The following is a 15566-nucleotide window of genomic DNA, read 5'->3' as shown; positions in this document are numbered from 1 at the left end:
ATGGCGACGGAAATATTCACGCCGCGGTGGTCTCCCGCTGGTGGTGAAGTAGCGTCGCCTGTGATGACCAGGATTATCGCGGGTGCGCACGGCGGCCGTCGGCTGTCGGCTCCTCCCGGCGCGCAGACGAGGCCCACTTCGGACCGGGTGCGGGAGGCGTTCTTCAGTGCACTCGAGACGATGACCGACTTGTCCGGCGCGCGGGTCGCCGACCTCTATGCCGGATCCGGAGCCGTGGGCCTGGAGGCTCTGTCCCGGGGCGCCGCGCACGCGTTGCTGGTCGAGGCGGACGCCAAGGCGGCGCGCGTCATCCGGGACAACATCGTCGCGCTGAAGGTGGGTGAGGCCGCGAGGCTGGTCACCGGCAAGGTCGTCCAGGCTCTCGGCAGCCCGCCCTCCGGGGGTCCGTACGACGTGGTGTTCGCCGATCCGCCCTATGCGCTCGGTGACGACGAGATCACGACCGTGCAGGAGGAACTGGTGGCCAACGGCTGGCTGGCGCCGGACGCCGTGGTGATTTTCGAGCGTTCCACCCGCGGAGAGCCGCTGAGCTGGGTGGACGGTCTGGCCGGGGACCGCACCCGGCGTTATGGCGAGACCACGCTTTGGTACGGTCGCCGATCATGAGACGAGCGGTGTGTCCTGGCTCCTTCGACCCGGTCACCAACGGGCATCTCGACATCATCGGACGGGCCAGCCGGCTCTTCGACGAGGTCATCATCGGAGTCCTCATCAACCAGTCGAAGACCGGGCTGTTCACCATCGAGGAGCGTCTGGAGATGCTCGGGGAGGCGACGGCGGAGTACGGCAACGTACGGGTCGCGGCCTTCCACGGCCTGCTGGTCGACTTCTGCCGCACCCAGGGCGCCGCGGTCGTCGTGAAGGGCCTCCGCGCGGTCAGCGACTTCGACTACGAGTTGCAGATGGCGCAGATGAACATCGGGCTCTCCGGTGTGGAGACCCTGTTCATGCCCACCAACCCGCTCTACTCCTTCCTCTCGTCGAGCCTGGTGAAAGACGTGGTCAAGTGGGGCGGTGACGCCTCGCCGTACCTCCCCGACCCGGTGCTGGCGCGGCTGATCAGCCGGCTCAAGCAGAACTAGGCGCCCTCGGCGCGCCGGGAACTCCCCGGGCGGTGAAGAAGTAACGTGATCGCACCACCTTGAGTGGCGCGAACCGGAGTGGCGCGAGACGACAGGAGTGAGGCACCGGTGGATCCGCTCGACCGCATCGACGAGATCATCGACCTTGTGCAGGACGCGCGCGCCGTACCCATGTCGCGAACGAATTTCATGTTCGAGCGCGCCGAGATGATCGATCGCCTGGAGATCCTCCGCTCCGAGCTGCCCGAGGCCCTGCGCCGGGCGGCCGCGGTCCTGGAGGAGCGGGACCGGATCGTCGACGCCGGCCGCCGTGAGGCCGACCGCATCATCAGTGAGGGTGAGAGTGAACACTCCCGCCTGGTCTCGGTGAACGAGATCACCGTCTCCGCCGAGCACGAGGGCGCCCGGATCATCTCCGAGGCTCGCACCGAGGCGCAGCGCCTCCGTGAGGAGGTCGACGACTACGTCGACACCGCCCTGGCCAACTTCGAGCAGTTCCTGACCCGGGCGCTGGCGTCGATCGAGCGGGGCCGTGACAAGATGCACGCCTTGCGCGAGATCGGCACCTTCCAGGGGGAAGACGCCGAGCGGCCGCTACCTTTCTAAGCTGAGCACTCCCACCAGCCCGATTCGACGACGTCCGACAAGCTCAGGTAATGTTTTCGGTCGGCCTACCCATGGCTGAGGAATCACGATGCCCAAGTCACCGCAGAGCCACCTAGACCCCAGGAAGCCGCTGGTCGTCGACACGACGAAGCTCCCACGGCAGCCTGGTGCGACGCGTGCCCTGAAACGGGTGGTGCCGGCCCCGGCAGACCTCGGTCTGGAAATGATCTCGGTCCCCGAGGGTTCCGACCTCACGCTCGATCTGAGCATGACGTCGGTGTCCGAGGGGGTCTACATCGACGGCATCGTCAGCGGCTCGCTCACCGGCGAGTGCGGGCGGTGCCTCAACGAGATCGACAAGTCGTTCGCGGTGCGGATCGCGGAGCTGTTCGCCTATCCGGACAGCACCACCGAGGAGACCACCGAGGACGACGAGGTGGGGCGGATGCAGGGCGACCTGCTAGACCTGGAGTTGGCGGTTCGGGACGCGATCGTGCTGAAACTGCCGGTCACCCCGCTCTGCCGCGCGGACTGCCCAGGGTTGTGCCCCGACTGCGGGGTGCACTTCGACGACCTTCCGGCTGATCACAGCCACGAGGAGATCGATGCCCGCTGGGCCGCTTTGCGCAACCTGACGAATACTGAGCAGTCCGATGGGGCGCCGCCGCCCTGAGTAAGCCTGGTCGCCCTGAGTAAGCCTGGTGCGGCTCCGCCGCAACAACCGCAGAACATCATCAAGGAGTAGGAACCGTGGCCGTCCCGAAGCGCAAGATGTCGCGCAGCAACACCCGCTCGCGCCGGGCGAACTGGAAGGCGACCGCGGTGGTTACCGCGGCCTGCTCCCAGTGCAAGTCGCCGAAGCTGCCGCACGCCGCCTGTGGTGTCTGCGGTACCTACAACGGCCGTCAGGTCATCGAGGTCTGACGACTCCGCGTGACACGCCCGATCATCGGGCGGGTCGTGCCGGAGCGGTGGCGAACCACCGGTGCCGCGGCTCCCGGACAGCGTTCTGTCGGGGAGCCGGGCACCGCGCGGATCGCCGTCGACCTCCTCGGCGGGGACCAAGCTCCCGCCGTCGTGGTTGACGGCGCTCTGCGTGCTTGCAAGGCAGACCCGTCCCTGCACCTGACTCTCGTCGGCCCGGCCGAGGCTGCCGACGCGGTTCTGGCCGCCCTGAAACCGGCCGATCGCCGCCGGATCACCACCGCGATCACTCCCGCCGACACCATCGGCGGTGCGGTGCTCGCCGTCGCCGAGGGCCGCGCCGACGCGCTGGTCTCCGCCGGCGACACCCGGGCCACGGTTCTCTCCGCGGCCCGCGAGCTCGGCCGCTGGCCGGGCCTCCGCCGTCCCGCCCTGGCCGCCGTCGTGCCGACCGCCGCCGGCCGTCTCGTCCTGCTCGACGTGGGTTCCACCGTCGACCCCGACGAGGAGACCCTGGCCTGGCACGCCCGCCTCGGAGCGGCGTACGCCTCGGTCGTCCACCGCATCTCCGCGCCGCGCGTCGGCCTGCTCACCATCGGCACCGAACCCGGCAAGGGCGATCGCCTGCGCCGCGCCCTGCCCGCCCAGCTCGTCAGCCTGCCGCTGCCGGCCGGCGCCCGCTACGCCGGTCTGGTCGAGGGCGGTGACGTGGTGCTGGGCCGCGCCGCCGACGTCGTCGTGACCGACGGCTTCACCGGAAACGTCCTGCTCAAGGGCTTGGAAACGGCGTACGCGCTGACCGGCCCACCCTCCCGGAACACCGATCCGCCAGCCCGCGCAGCGTTGCTGCTCGGGGTCTCCGGCACGGTCGTCGTCTGCCACGGCGCCGCCGCCGGCCCTGATATCGCCGCGGGCATCGCGCTCGCGGCGGACCTGTACCGTCGCGGCTCGGTCGCGGCGATCGCCGACCTGCTCAGAGTTCAGCGAGGTATCGCATGATTGACAAGCGTCGCCGTCCGTCCACCGAACCCCTCGAGGAGGCGTTCGGTGTGCCGTTCAAGCCGGAGCTGCTGGAACGTGCCCTGACCCACCGCTCGTACGCGTACGAGAACGGTGGCCTCCCGACCAACGAGCGCCTGGAGTTCCTGGGCGACTCGGTCCTCGGCGTGGTGATCACGTCGGCGCTCTTCCACAACCACCCGGACCTGCCCGAGGGCCAGCTCGCGAAGCTGCGGGCCAGCGTGGTGAACATGCACGCGCTGGCCGACGTGGCGCGCGCTCTGGGACCGGGCGGGCTCGGCCCGCACCTGCTGCTCGGCAAGGGCGAGGAGACCACCGGCGGCCGGGACAAGGCCAGCATCCTCGCCGACACCCTGGAAGCCCTGCTCGGCGCGATCTATCTGGAGCACGGGCTGGAGATCGCCGGCGAGGTGATCCACCGCCTGTTCGACCCGCTGATGGCCGAGTCGGCGGGCCGGGGCGCCGCCCTGGACTGGAAGACCAGCCTTCAGGAGCTGACGGCCGCACTGGGCCTGGGTGTGCCGGACTACCTGATCGAGGACTCCGGGCCGGATCACGCCAAGACGTTCACCGCCTGGGTGGTCGTCGCCGGTGAGCGGTACGGCGGCTCCGAGGGGCGCAGCAAGAAGCAGGCCGAGCAGCGGGCGGCCGCGGCCGCGTGGCGAACCTTGACGGAGCAGGCCGAGAAGACGGAGCCATGACGATCACGTCCGAGAAGACGATGAAGGCGGACCTCTGGGCCAGATCGGGCGCCTGGAACGGTCTGCTCACCGCCGTCGGCGTTCTCGCGCTGACCCGGATCGGTCAGCTGATGATGATCTCCTGGCTGGGCGGGGCCACCACTGCGCCACGATCGGTCTGGGAACGGCTTCTGATCTGGGACGCGGGCTGGTTCCTGCGGGTCGCCATGGACGGCTACCCCGACGGGTACACCTATGACGGTCAGGGCAAGCTCGAAGGCAACGAGCTGGCCTTCTTCCCGGTCTATCCGATGCTGATCCGGGCCGGCGCCGCGATCGGCATGGACCCGAGCGTGGCCGCCGTCGGCGTGGCGTGGACCGCCTCGATCGCCGCCGCGGTGGCACTGCACCTGCTCGGCACCGCCCTCTACGACCGGCGGGCCGGCTGGGCGCTGGTCGCCGTCTGCTGCTCCGCCCCCGCTTCCGTGGTGCTCTCCATGGCGTACTCGGAAAGCCTCTTCATCGCCCTGGTCGCCGGCATGTTCGTGGCCGCCCATCAGCGGGTGTGGTGGGCCGCCGGCCTGCTCGGCCTGGCCGCCGCGCTGACCCGCCCGACCGGCGCCGCCGCCGCGCTCGGCCTGGCGGTGGCGGCCGCCCTGGCGATGCGGGACAGCCGCGAACAACGGTGGAAGCCCCTCGCCGCGGCCGCCGCCGCACTCGCCGGGGTGCCGCTCTACCTGGGCTGGGTCGCCTATCGGGTGGGTGACCTCAGCGCCTGGTTCAAGATTCAGACCGCGGGCTGGGGCACGTCGTTCGACTACGGCAGCAGCACCGGCAAGTTCCTCTGGACCACCCTGCGCGGCGGCGACGGCTGGATCCCGGTCAGTGTCGCGCTCATCCTGCTGGTGGCGCTGGCCGCGGCCGGGGTGGCGCTGGCCCAGAAACCGTGGCTGCCGCTGGCCGTCTACGGCGTGGTCGCGATGGTCCTCGTCTATGGGCAGGCCGGCTTCTACCACTCCAAGCCGCGGCTGCTGCTGCCCGTACTGTTGACGCTGCTGCCCGCCGTCGCGGCGGCCGCTCGCGCCCGCCCCCGGGTCGCGATCCTGTCCATCGCCGCCTGGGCGCTGTTCGGCCTCTGGTACGGCGCCTACCTGGTAACCGTCTGGCCGTTCACGCTGTAAAGGATCCCCCCGTGCCCGAGCTTCCCGAGGTCGAGACCGTCCGTCAGGGCCTGGCCAAGTGGGTGACCGGCCGCACCATCGCCACCGCCGAGGTGCTGCACCCGCGCGCGATCCGCCGCCACCTCCCCGGCGACGCGCACTTCGCGGCGATCCTGGCCGGCCGCACCGTCCTCGACATCTCCCGCCGCGGCAAATACCTGTGGCTGCCCCTCGACTCCGGCGACGCGATCATCGGCCACCTGGGCATGAGCGGCCAGCTGCTGATGCAGCCCGCCGAGGCCGCCGACGAGAAGCACCTGCGGGTCCGGTTCACCTTCACCGACGGCGGGCCGCAGCTGCGCTTCGTCGACCAGCGCACGTTCGGCGGCCTGTCGGTCTCCGAGGGCGGCGCCGAACTGCCCGACGAGATCTCCCACATCGCCCGGGACCCGATGGACCCGCTCTTCGACGATCACGCGTTCACCGCGCGCATCCGGGGCCGGCACACCGAGGTCAAACGCGCCCTGCTCGACCAGACGCTGATCTCCGGCGTCGGCAACATCTACGCCGACGAGGCCCTGTGGCGGGCGAGACTGCACGGCGCCCGCCCCACCGACCTGTTGAGCCGCCCGGCCGTCGAGCGCCTGCTCGGCCACGTCCGCGACGTCCTCGGCGAGGCCATCGTGGCCGGTGGCACCAGCTTCGACGAGCTCTATGTCAACGTGAACGGCGAGAGCGGCTACTTCGACCGCTCGCTCAACGCCTACGGCCGCGAGAACGAGCCCTGCCACCGCTGCGGCGCGATCATCCGGCGCGAGCAGTTCATGAACCGCTCATCGTTCAGCTGCCCCCGCTGCCAACCCCGACCCCGCAAGAGCCTCTGATCTCGTACGGCCACCCCGCCCCCCACCGCACCACGGGCGTCCCGTGGCTCCCCGCGACGCCGCCCCCACTCCATGCCGCCCCGCGACTCTCGCGCACGGCGTTTCCCCGTCGCCATCTTGATGCGCCACCCACCGTTCCCGGTGGTCACCGCACCAAGATCGCGATGCTAGGCGGCGGCGGGGGCGGTGGCGGGGATTCGGGGGCCGGCGTCGGTGGCGAGGCCGAAGCCGGCTCCGCGTCGTCCCATCAGCCGGCGGGCGGCGGTCAGCAGGGGCGCGGGCACCCCGTACACGATGTGCCCGTCCCCGGGCCGCACCCCGTCACCGTCCCAGCTCTGGTAGGCCGACCACGGGCCCTCGAACGTGCAGATCCGCACGCCCAGGTCCCGGTAGAGCGGATGCGTCGGCACCCCCGGGTTCAGGACCACCCGATGCAGCCCGCGCCGGGCGGCCAGCCGGACGGTCAGCGCGACCGGGCCGACCCCGCCCGACCCGGCCGGGGCGCGGTCGAGGAACAGCCCCTCCACACCGTCGGCCCGCCAGGCGTCGACATCGGCGAGCACGTCGGCGAGGGACCGGCTGCCCCAGTCCAGGTCGATGCGGCCGAGGGACTGGTGCAGGGTGCGGCGGTCGCCGGGTTGTTCGCGGACCACCCAGGTCTCGGCGTCCAGTTCCAGTTCAGGCGACGGGTGGGCGTACGGGGGGAACAGGGTTTTCACGGCGTCCTCCGGAGATCGGCGGCGGTCGATGCGACGATGAGCAGGCCGGCGAGGTGCGTGGCGGCGAGCACGGCGACGGCGGCGGGCAGCAGCCCGGCCGGCGGGGCGAACAGGGCGAGCACGGCCGCGGCGAGCGGCGGGATCGCGGCGAGTGTGGCGGCGATCCCGTGCCGGGACCGGGCCGCGAGCAGGAAGGTGACCGCGAACACGCCGCCCAGCAGCGTCCCGGCGGCCAGCGCGAGCACCGCGTCCCGGGCGCCGGGAACAGCGGAGAACCCGTACGGCAGCCGGTACGCGGCCACCAGCAGCCCGCAGCCCGCGGCGAGCGGCGGCACCAGGCCGGCCAGGGTGATCGCGGTGACGTTGCGGACGTGCCGGTCGAACTCCTCAGGTGTCTCGGCGGAGTCGAGTCCGGCATCGAGCCGGTCGGTGTGCCAGCCGATCAGACCTTCCAGCAGCGGCACGGCGAGCAGCAGCGGCAGGGTGGCGGGCAGCGGCATGACCGCCGGCCCACCCCGCCAGAGCAGGATCACGGAGATCGCCTGCGCGGCGCCGATCACCAGGTAGGCGAGGGCGCGCCGGCGGTCGGCGGAGGTGAGGCGCGGGGTGCGGCCGATCGGCGCGGAGAGCACCGCGGGCAGCAGAGCCGGCCGGAACGCGCGGACCGCGACCGCCACGATCGCCGCCGGGAGCAGCGTCTCCACCGGCACCAGGGCGGCCTCGGCGACGCCGCCGGCGTCGGCCATCACCGTGGCGGCGAGCAGCCAGCACGGCACGTACCATCCGGCGACCGTGCTCTCGGCGCGGGTGACCAGCGCGGCGGTGACGCTGCCCAGCGTGATCAGCCCGCCGATGCCGACGGTCGCGGCGAGCAGCCGGTCCGGCCCGAGCAACGCGTCCGGCGCGATCCACACCAGCGCGCACCAGAGCCCGATCACTCCGGCGAACCCGGCACCGACCGTCCGGGCCGCGGCGGCCGGCCCACCCCGGTGAGCGACGGTCACCCCCACCCCGGTCAGCCCCTGCGCCGCGGTCCATCCGAGCAGCAGGATCATGGCGGGTACCGGCCAGGCCACCCGCCCCAGCACCTCGGCGGCGGCGACGGCGACGCTGAGCGGCCCCAGGTAGAGCCCGCAGCGCACCAGCGCGGCGATCAGATAGGCGCTCCGCGGGCGCCGGGCATGCGCGCGGCGGCCTCCGCGCCGCCGAGGTGCGATCCGATTTCCTATCCGGTACGCCCCACGCGCCCCGCCGTCGTCGCGAGAGGCATCGCGCCCCACCGGCTCGGCGCCGGCCGGCCCTGGTGACGGCTCACCCTCCGACACGTCCCGCCCTCCGGCGAGTCCCGTGACGGACGATCCCGCACCGGCCGGCGCCGGCGCCACGAGGACCGCTGCCCCCGGCCCGCCCGCCCGGTCCGTCCCGGTCATGTCCGCCAAGCTCTCCGCCCGGCGGACGTCCAGGCCGCTCTGCCCCTGGCGGACGTCCAAGCCGTGAACGCCATCCCCGGCGTCCACACCGTTGACGTCGTCCCACCCGGTCCCGTAGGCGGCGTCCCACCCGGCCCTCTGGGCGGCGTCATCCCACCCGGCTCCGTGGGCGTCGGTCCAGCCTGTCGCGCCCGTGGCACCTGCTTCCGCGGTGTCCGTCCAGGCGGTTCCGAGCGCGGTGTCCGTGACCGAGGGCCCGGTCCAGCCGTCCACGGCCGTCCCGGCCCAGCCGCTGACCGCCGTCCCGTCTCCCGTTCCGGCCCAGCCGTCCGTTCCGGCCCAGCCGTCCGTTCCGGCCCAGCCGTCCGGTCCGGCCCAGAAGGCCCGTCCGTCGACCACCCCCGACGCCTCCAGCGGGTCGGTGATGCTCGCGGCCGGCAGCGCCTGCCCGGCGTGTGCCGGCCACGGGCCCGGGGACGGCGCCGGGAACTCGACTTCCGCGAGATCGGCCACGGCTCCCGGAGCCGGCACGGGTTCGTCGGCGGCGTGCCGTCCACCGCCGCGGCGGCGCGGGGGCGCCAGCTCGTTCGGGTTGACGGCGGCGTGCCGCGGTTCGCCCGCGGAGTTCTGCCGCCGCCGGTTGCGGCCGCGGGCGGAGCGGGTGGAGGTGCCGCCCGCGCCACGCGGGGGAGTGATCGTCATGAAGTCTCCCGGGTTAGCCATCGCACGGTCGCCGGTGTGGCGATCCGGGGCGCGGGGACGGTGAGCGCCAGTTCGAAGGCCGTCGCCGGGGGTGGCGCGGCCAGGTCGGTGTAGAGAGCGCCGTACACCCGGACCACCCGGTCGACGGTGAAGTGGGTGAGGGCGCGCTGGCGGGCGGCGTCGCCGAGGGCCCGGCGCCGGCCGGGGGCGCGGAGCAGCCCGACGATCGCGATGGCCAGTTCGGACGGGTCCCCGGTGGGCACCAGCACCCCGGTGTCGCCGATCGTCTCGGCGGCCGGCCCGACGTCCACGCCGACCACGGCGCGGCCCGACATCATCGCCTCCACCAGCCGGTACGGCGGGTCGGCGGGTCCCGGCACGTGTGCCACGACCTGCCCGACGGTGTACCGGTCGCGGGGGTCGGCGGGCAGCGGGTGCAGGCGTACCGCCCGGCCGAGCCCGGTCCGTTCGATCTGCTCGGCGCAGTGTTCCTCGTGGGCGGCGGTGACTCCGACCAGGTGCAGGACCACGCCGGGGATGGCCGCGGCGACCTCGGTGAACGCGTCCAGCACCAGGCCGAGCCCGCTGTCCGGCCCGCCGCTGCCGGCCCACACCACGGTCGGAGACTCGGTGGGTTCGGCGGCTCCCGGGTACTCGCGGGGGTCGACCCCGGCGGGCACCTGGACGAGCCGGGTGGGCTGCGCGCCGTGTTCCAGCGCCCAGCCGTGGTGGTAGGTGCTCAGCGGGGCGATCAGTTCCGCCTCGGCGTACCCGATGCGGGCGACCGAGGTGCGGAACCGGCGCAGCACCGTGCGCACGCCCACGGAGAGCCGGTCCTCGGCGGGCCGCTGCCGGGGCACCGCGGCACGCGCCTCGGTGAGCAGCAGTGGCGTGCCGGTGCGCCAGCGGCCGGCCAGCGCCGTGAGCAGCGGTGTGGTGCCCCCCACGCAGTGCACGAGTTCCACCTCGGGCAGCGGCACCGCGAGCGCCCGCATGGCATGGCGCAGCAGGGTGGCCGCGGTGCGGGCGTCCCGCACGCTGAGCCGGGGCAGCGGGGGGATGCCGCCGCCGGCGCCGGCCTGCCGCTGCCGCCATGCCTCCAGCAGCGCGTCGGCGAGCGGGAGCGCGGCGAGCGGGTCGGCGTGGTCGTCGCCGGCCGACGGCGGGCAGAGCCGGGCGATCCGCCGCAGTCCGTCGGTGAACTGGGCGGTGACCGGCGTCTCGTCACCGAGAAGGCCTTTGCAGAGCAGGGTGGCGGCTTCGGCGGCGCCACCGGGGGCGGGTCCGCGCCGTCGTTCGGCGCGTGCCGGGTCCCGGCCCAGCGCGATGGCACGCGCGGAGCCGACGTTGAACGGAAGCGGGTACGCGGGCGCGGACGGTAGCTCACGGTCCGTGACGGTCAGCAACTCGAAGCGGAACCGGCGCAGTCCCTCGACGAGGGTCCGGCACCAACCACCGAGCGCGTCCCGCCGGTACGGGTACCCGCCGCCGGTGAGCAGACAGATGCGCTCGCGCGACGGGGTCGGATTCACGCTGGGGGCAACGACGCAACCCGGCGAAGTTGCGGGACGATGTCGGCTAGGCGACACAATTACGTACTTTTTACACCTATTTGTCAGCCGCCTTTGCCCGTTTTTGCCCGAAAGGCCACGACGTGCGGGCCGCTTCTGTGCTTGTCGGAGGCGCCGGTGGCCCGGTCCGGTGCCGACCGCCCGTGTCCTCGCGGCCACGCAGCGGAGCGACCGCCGGCCCGCGCCCGCGTCGCCACCGTCGCCGGCCGCCACGTGAGCCGCCGCCATGGGAAGCGGGCAAGCCTCGCCGAGTGTGCCGAATCCCGCGAATCGGGCCGCTCTTGACGAGATCGACACGCCCGCCAATGATGGGTATGACCTGGTAGGGCACCCCTGAGCGGTCCTGGTGGCGTGATTCACTTGACTCGCGCGCGCAACCGGCATGCCCTCGGCTTGACGGAGAGTGGATGTCGGCGGACTATGGAGTTGTCGCCAGTCGCGCCCACTCATGCCTCGGTTCACCCGCGGCCTGAGCTTCCGCACCATAAGAGCCCCGCAGTTTCACTGGCGGGATTCTGCGCTCGCGCGTGCCCGTGAGCATGTGGTGTGTCGGTTCGCCTTGAGTTGACACTGCGCCCCGATCCTTTGGGTGCGTCAGTTGAGGGCGCCACGCTGGCCGGCTTTTCCGGCAGCGGACAGGCAGCGCAAACAGCAAAGCGCAAACGGCACAGCACAGCGCAACAACACAGCGGACCACCCCAAACCGAGACGCAACGCGTCACAAGGAGTCACGATGGCGAAGGCCCTCTTTGGCCACGTAGGTGCGGCGCCCGACCGGCGCCTCCTCGACGAGGTCACCCGTCTGCGTTCCCGGGTCCAGGCCCTGGAGTTCGAGGTCACCCGCCTGCAGGCGGACAACGATCGTCTGGCGGCGGCGGCCGCGGAGGCAGACGACTTCGCGCGGCTGACCGAGCCCGCCCTGACCTGAGCCCCCCGCCGAATGCCGGAGGGTGCTGCGGGGTGACCACCCGGCGTTCACATCCCCTCGAAGTACAGAAGTAAAGACGCACCGAAGAAAAGCGCGCCTCCACCTACCGTGGCGGCGCGCAGCTTTTTAGCCACGTGATTCCGCTGCGGGAAAGCGACGGCCGGGTAGCCTGCCTCCCAGCAGACGTACCGGCGACCCTCGGAGATCCGTGCACCTCAAGAGCCTGACGGTCAAGGGCTTCAAGTCCTTCGCCTCCGCCACCACCTTGCGGCTGGAGCCGGGCATCACCTGTGTGGTGGGGCCGAACGGATCCGGCAAGTCCAACGTCGTCGACGCCATCGCCTGGGTTCTCGGCGAGCAGGGCGCGAAGGCGCTGCGGGGCGGCAAGATGGAGGACGTCATCTTCGCCGGGACGGCGGGTCGGGCCCCACTGGGCCGGGCCGAGGTGACGCTGACCATCGACAACAACGACGGCGCTCTGCCGATCGACTACACCGAGGTGTCGATCACGCGCCGGATGTTCCGCGACGGTGCCAGCGAATACGAGATCAACGGCAACACCTGCCGGCTGCTCGACATCCAGGAACTGCTCAGCGACTCCGGCATCGGCCGGGAGATGCACATCATCGTCGGGCAGGGCCGACTCGACGCCATGCTGCACGCCAAGCCCGAGGACCGCCGCTCGTTCATCGAGGAGGCGGCCGGTGTGCTCAAGCACCGCAAGCGCAAAGAGAAGGCGATCCGCAAGCTGGACGCCATGGGGGTCAACCTCAACCGCCTCGGTGACCTGACGACCGAGTTGCGGCGGCAGCTCAAGCCGCTCGGCAGGCAGGCCGAGGTCGCCCGCCGGGCCGCCGGCATCCAGTCCGACCTGCGCGACGCCCGCCTGCGCCTGCTCGCCGACGACCTGCACACCCTGCGCACCACCCTGGACCGGGAGATCGCCGACGAGTCGGCGATGCGGGACCGTCGTGGCCAGGTCGAGGAGGAGAACCGCGAGATCCAGCGGATGCTCGCCGACCTGGAGCTGGCGCACGCCGAGGACGCGCCGCTGCTGGCGGCCGCCCAGGACGCCTGGTACAAGCTGTCCACCCTGCAGGAGCGGTTCCGGTCCACCGAGCAGCTCGCCACCGAGCGGCTGCGCCACCTCGCCGCCACCCCCGACGACGAGCGCCCCGGCCGCGACCCGGAGATGCTCGAGGCCGAGGCCGAGAGCGTCCGCGAGCAGGAGGACGAGCTGCGCGAGGCGCTCACCGAGGACCAGATGCGGCTGGCCGAGGCGGTGGAGTACCGGCAGGACCTGGAGCGCCAGCTGGCCGCGGCCGAGGGCGAGCTGCGGGCGGCGGCCAAGGCGATCGCCGACCGGCGCGAGGGTCTGGCCAAGCTCACCGGCAACGTGAACGCGGCACGCGCCCGGACGACCAGCGCGGCCGAGGAGATCGAGCGGCTGGCGGCGGCACACGACGACGCGATGATGCGGGCCGAGGCCGCGCAGTCCGAGGTCGACCTGGTCGCGGCCGAGTCCACCGAGGCCGACCGGGACAACGCCGACCTCGACGCGCGGCACGACGAGGCGGTGGCCGCGCACGACCGGGCCGCGGCCGTGGTCCGCGAGTTGTCCGACACCGAGCGCTCCGCCGAGAAGGACGCCGCCAGCTGGAAGGCCCGCGAGGAGGCACTCGCTCTCGGCCTGAAGCGCAAGGACGGCGCGGGCGCGCTGCTCGCCCGGTCCGGTCAGGTGCCCGGGTTGCTGGGCAGTCTCGCGTCGCTGCTGACCGTCCGCCCCGGCCACGAGGTGGCGCTCGCCGCGGCCCTGGGCGTGCTGGCCGACTCGGTCGCTCTCTCCGGTGTGGACGAGGCGATCGAGGCGATGCGTACCCTCAAGATCGCTGACGCCGGGCGCGCGGACCTGGTGGTCGCCGGATCCGCCGGGCCGGGCATGCAGGGCTCGCTCGCGAGCCTCCGCCCGGAGCTGCCGGAGGGCGCTGTCTGGGCTCCTGAGATGGTCGACTGCCCGGAGCAGGTCCGGCCCGCGCTCAACCGGGCGCTGCGGGACGTGGTGCTGGTTCCGGACCTGGCCGCGGCCGCCGCACTGATCGCCGCGAACGCCGAGCTGCGCGCGGTCACGCCGGAAGGCGACGTGCTCGGCGCCTACGCGGCGGCCGGCGGCTCGGCGAAGGCGACCAGCTACATCGAGGTGCAGGCAGCGGTCGACGAGGCCAAGGCCAGGCGGGCGGCGGCCGAGCAGACCATCGCCGAGGTCAAGGAGCAGCTGGGCGCGGCCCGGGCCGAGGTGGCCGAGCTCAAGCAGGCCGTCGGCGTGGCCGCGCAGGCCAAGCGGGCCGCCGAGGGCGAGCGCAACGCGGCCGCCCGGCGACTGGCCGAGCTGGGCGCCGCCGCCCGGTCCGCCAAGGCGGAGACCGAGCGGCTCGGCACCTCCCGGCAGAAGGCCGAAGCCGCCCGCGAGGCCGACCTGATGCGGGTGGCCGAGTTGGAGGAGCGGCTGCGGCTGGCCGAGGACACCCCGCTCGACGAGGAGCCCTCCACCGAGGAACGTGACCGGCTCGCCGCTCTGGTGCCGCAGTCCCGGCAGAACGAGATGGAGGTGCGGCTCGCCGTCCGTACCGCTGAGGAACGGGTCTCCTCCATCGCCGGCCGTGCCGACTCGCTGCTGCGCCAGGCCAACCAGGAGCGGCAGGCCCGGGAACGGGCCGCCGCGAGGCGGGCCGCACGTGCCCGCGGCGCCGAGATCGCCCGCGCGGTCGCGCTCGGCGCGGCGGCCGCGCTGGGACGCGTCGCCGTCTCCCTCGCGGCCGCGGCCGACCACCGCGACCAGATCGCGAGCGCGCGCACCAGCCGGGAGGCCGAGCTCCAGGAGGTACGGGCCACGGCCAAGCGCCTCGTCACCGAGCTGGAGCGGCTCACCAGCGAGGTGCACCGCGACGAGATGGCCCGCGCCGAGCAGCGGATGCGCATCGACCAGCTGGAGGCCAAGGCCGCCGAGGACTTCTCGCTCGACGTCGAGACCCTGATCAACGAGTACGGCCCGGAGCAGCTCGTCCCGCCCGCACAGGCCGACGTGCTGCAGGCCGAGAAGGACGGCAAACCGCTCCCCGAGCCGGCGCCGTTCCACCGCCCCACCCAGGAGAAGCGGGCCAACAAGGCGGAACGGGACCTCACCCTGCTCGGCAAGGTCAACCCGCTGGCGCTGGAGGAGTTCGCCGCCCTGGAGGAACGTTACAAGTTCCTCAGCGACCAGCTGGAGGACCTGAAGGCCACCCGCAAGGACCTGCTCACCGTGGTCAAGGACGTCGACGAGCGGATCCTGGAGGTCTTCACGTCGGCGTTCGAGGACACCGCGCGCGAGTTCCAGGCCGTCTTCCAGGTGCTCTTCCCCGGCGGTGAGGGCCGGCTGATCCTCACCGATCCGGAGGACATGCTCACCACCGGCGTCGACGTGGAGGCCCGCCCGCCGGGCAAGAAGATCAAGCGGCTGTCGTTGCTCTCCGGTGGCGAGCGCTCCCTGACCGCGGTGGCCATGCTGTGCGCCATCTTCCGGGCCCGGCCGTCGCCCTTCTACATCATGGACGAGGTGGAGGCGGCCCTCGACGACGTCAACCTGGGCCGGTTGATTACCCTCTTCCAGCAGCTCCGTGAGAAGAGCCAGTTGCTCATCATCACGCACCAGAAACGCACGATGGAGGTCGCGGACGCCCTGTACGGCGTCACGATGCGCGCCGGCGTCACCCAGGTGATCAGTCAGCGTCTCAACACCAGCCCAGCCGCGCCGCCCACCACCCCCGAGCGGACGGAAGGCGACCCTTACCCGGAGGAGTAGA

The 15566-nt window shown here is 72.5% G+C and carries 14 protein-coding genes; 11 read left to right on the top strand and 3 right to left on the bottom strand.

The window, feature by feature from the left end; translation table 11 throughout:
• The first annotated feature begins 63 nt into the window (after positions 1-63).
• The 9 genes from rsmD (at position 64) to mutM (ending at position 6377) form a co-directional block, all read left to right on the top strand.
• Positions 64-627: a 16S rRNA (guanine(966)-N(2))-methyltransferase RsmD gene (rsmD, locus tag QLQ12_RS03540; protein ID WP_282757068.1), complete on the top strand. Its 564-nt coding sequence runs from the start codon at positions 64-66 to the stop codon at positions 625-627.
• Positions 624-1103: a pantetheine-phosphate adenylyltransferase gene (coaD, locus tag QLQ12_RS03535; protein ID WP_282757067.1), complete on the top strand. Its 480-nt coding sequence runs from the start codon at positions 624-626 to the stop codon at positions 1101-1103. Before rsmD ends, coaD begins: the two co-directional genes overlap by 4 nt.
• 108 nt (positions 1104-1211) lie before the next feature.
• Positions 1212-1709 carry an ATP synthase subunit B family protein gene (locus QLQ12_RS03530; RefSeq protein WP_282757066.1) on the top strand — a complete coding sequence of 166 codons (498 nt, stop codon included), beginning with the start codon at positions 1212-1214 and terminating at the stop codon, positions 1707-1709.
• Between the two features lie 88 nt (positions 1710-1797).
• Positions 1798-2382: a YceD family protein gene (locus QLQ12_RS03525; protein ID WP_282757065.1), complete on the top strand. Its 585-nt coding sequence runs from the start codon at positions 1798-1800 to the stop codon at positions 2380-2382.
• A gap of 77 nt (positions 2383-2459) precedes the next feature.
• On the top strand, positions 2460-2633 hold the full coding sequence (gene rpmF / locus QLQ12_RS03520) for a 50S ribosomal protein L32 (RefSeq protein ID WP_282757064.1): 174 nt from the start codon (positions 2460-2462) through the stop codon (positions 2631-2633).
• A gap of 36 nt (positions 2634-2669) precedes the next feature.
• Positions 2670-3632, top strand: coding sequence for a phosphate acyltransferase PlsX (locus QLQ12_RS03515; RefSeq protein ID WP_282757337.1), 963 nt, complete (start codon positions 2670-2672; stop codon positions 3630-3632).
• Complete coding sequence (gene rnc, locus QLQ12_RS03510) at positions 3629-4354, top strand: ribonuclease III (protein WP_282757063.1); 726 nt, start codon at positions 3629-3631, stop codon at positions 4352-4354. Before QLQ12_RS03515 ends, rnc begins: the two co-directional genes overlap by 4 nt.
• Entirely contained in the window at positions 4351-5514 is a 1164-nt protein-coding gene (locus tag QLQ12_RS03505) for a mannosyltransferase family protein (RefSeq protein WP_282757062.1), read from the top strand. Before rnc ends, QLQ12_RS03505 begins: the two co-directional genes overlap by 4 nt.
• Before the next feature lie 11 nt (positions 5515-5525).
• Positions 5526-6377, top strand: coding sequence for a bifunctional DNA-formamidopyrimidine glycosylase/DNA-(apurinic or apyrimidinic site) lyase (gene mutM, locus QLQ12_RS03500; protein WP_282757061.1), 852 nt, complete (start codon positions 5526-5528; stop codon positions 6375-6377).
• Between the two features lie 167 nt (positions 6378-6544).
• Here mutM and QLQ12_RS03495 read toward each other — a convergent pair whose 3' ends face one another.
• From QLQ12_RS03495 to QLQ12_RS03485, 3 genes are read right to left on the bottom strand one after another with little or no spacing between them, the layout of a single operon-like run.
• A complete protein-coding gene (locus tag QLQ12_RS03495) occupies positions 6545-7096 on the bottom strand; it encodes a spherulation-specific family 4 protein (protein ID WP_282757060.1) in 552 nt (183 codons plus the stop codon).
• Positions 7093-9228: a hypothetical protein gene (locus tag QLQ12_RS03490; RefSeq protein ID WP_282757059.1), complete on the bottom strand. Its 2136-nt coding sequence runs from the start codon at positions 9226-9228 to the stop codon at positions 7093-7095. Before QLQ12_RS03490 ends, QLQ12_RS03495 begins: the two co-directional genes overlap by 4 nt.
• The gene (locus tag QLQ12_RS03485; RefSeq protein WP_282757058.1) at positions 9225-10760 is read right to left on the bottom strand and encodes a DUF3492 domain-containing protein; all 1536 of its coding nucleotides are present in this window, start codon (positions 10758-10760) and stop codon (positions 9225-9227) included. Before QLQ12_RS03485 ends, QLQ12_RS03490 begins: the two co-directional genes overlap by 4 nt.
• A gap of 772 nt (positions 10761-11532) precedes the next feature.
• On the opposite strand from QLQ12_RS03485, the gene QLQ12_RS03480 reads away from it, so the two are divergent.
• Complete coding sequence (locus tag QLQ12_RS03480) at positions 11533-11727, top strand: hypothetical protein (RefSeq protein WP_282757057.1); 195 nt, start codon at positions 11533-11535, stop codon at positions 11725-11727.
• Between the two features lie 208 nt (positions 11728-11935).
• Positions 11936-15565: a chromosome segregation protein SMC gene (smc, locus tag QLQ12_RS03475; protein ID WP_282757056.1), complete on the top strand. Its 3630-nt coding sequence runs from the start codon at positions 11936-11938 to the stop codon at positions 15563-15565.
• The last annotated feature ends 1 nt before the right edge of the window (position 15566 follow it).

The organism is Actinoplanes sandaracinus, from assembly GCF_030009775.1.
GTDB lineage: Bacteria > Actinomycetota > Actinomycetes > Mycobacteriales > Micromonosporaceae > Actinoplanes > Actinoplanes sandaracinus.
This window is presented reverse-complemented; position numbering and strand designations above follow the sequence as displayed.

Bases quoted from the DNA above. Each gene is read 5' to 3' on its own strand.
- rsmD (WP_282757068.1), top strand. From the start codon at position 64: ATGACCAGGATTATCGCGGGTGCGCACGGCGGCCGTCGGCTGTCGGCT.
- coaD (WP_282757067.1), top strand. From the start codon at position 624: ATGAGACGAGCGGTGTGTCCTGGCTCCTTCGACCCGGTCACCAACGGG.
- QLQ12_RS03525 (WP_282757065.1), top strand. From the start codon at position 1,798: ATGCCCAAGTCACCGCAGAGCCACCTAGACCCCAGGAAGCCGCTGGTC.
- rnc (WP_282757063.1), top strand. From the start codon at position 3,629: ATGATTGACAAGCGTCGCCGTCCGTCCACCGAACCCCTCGAGGAGGCG.
- QLQ12_RS03505 (WP_282757062.1), top strand. From the start codon at position 4,351: ATGACGATCACGTCCGAGAAGACGATGAAGGCGGACCTCTGGGCCAGA.
- QLQ12_RS03490 (WP_282757059.1), bottom strand. From the start codon at position 9,228: ATGACGATCACTCCCCCGCGTGGCGCGGGCGGCACCTCCACCCGCTCC.
- QLQ12_RS03480 (WP_282757057.1), top strand. From the start codon at position 11,533: ATGGCGAAGGCCCTCTTTGGCCACGTAGGTGCGGCGCCCGACCGGCGC.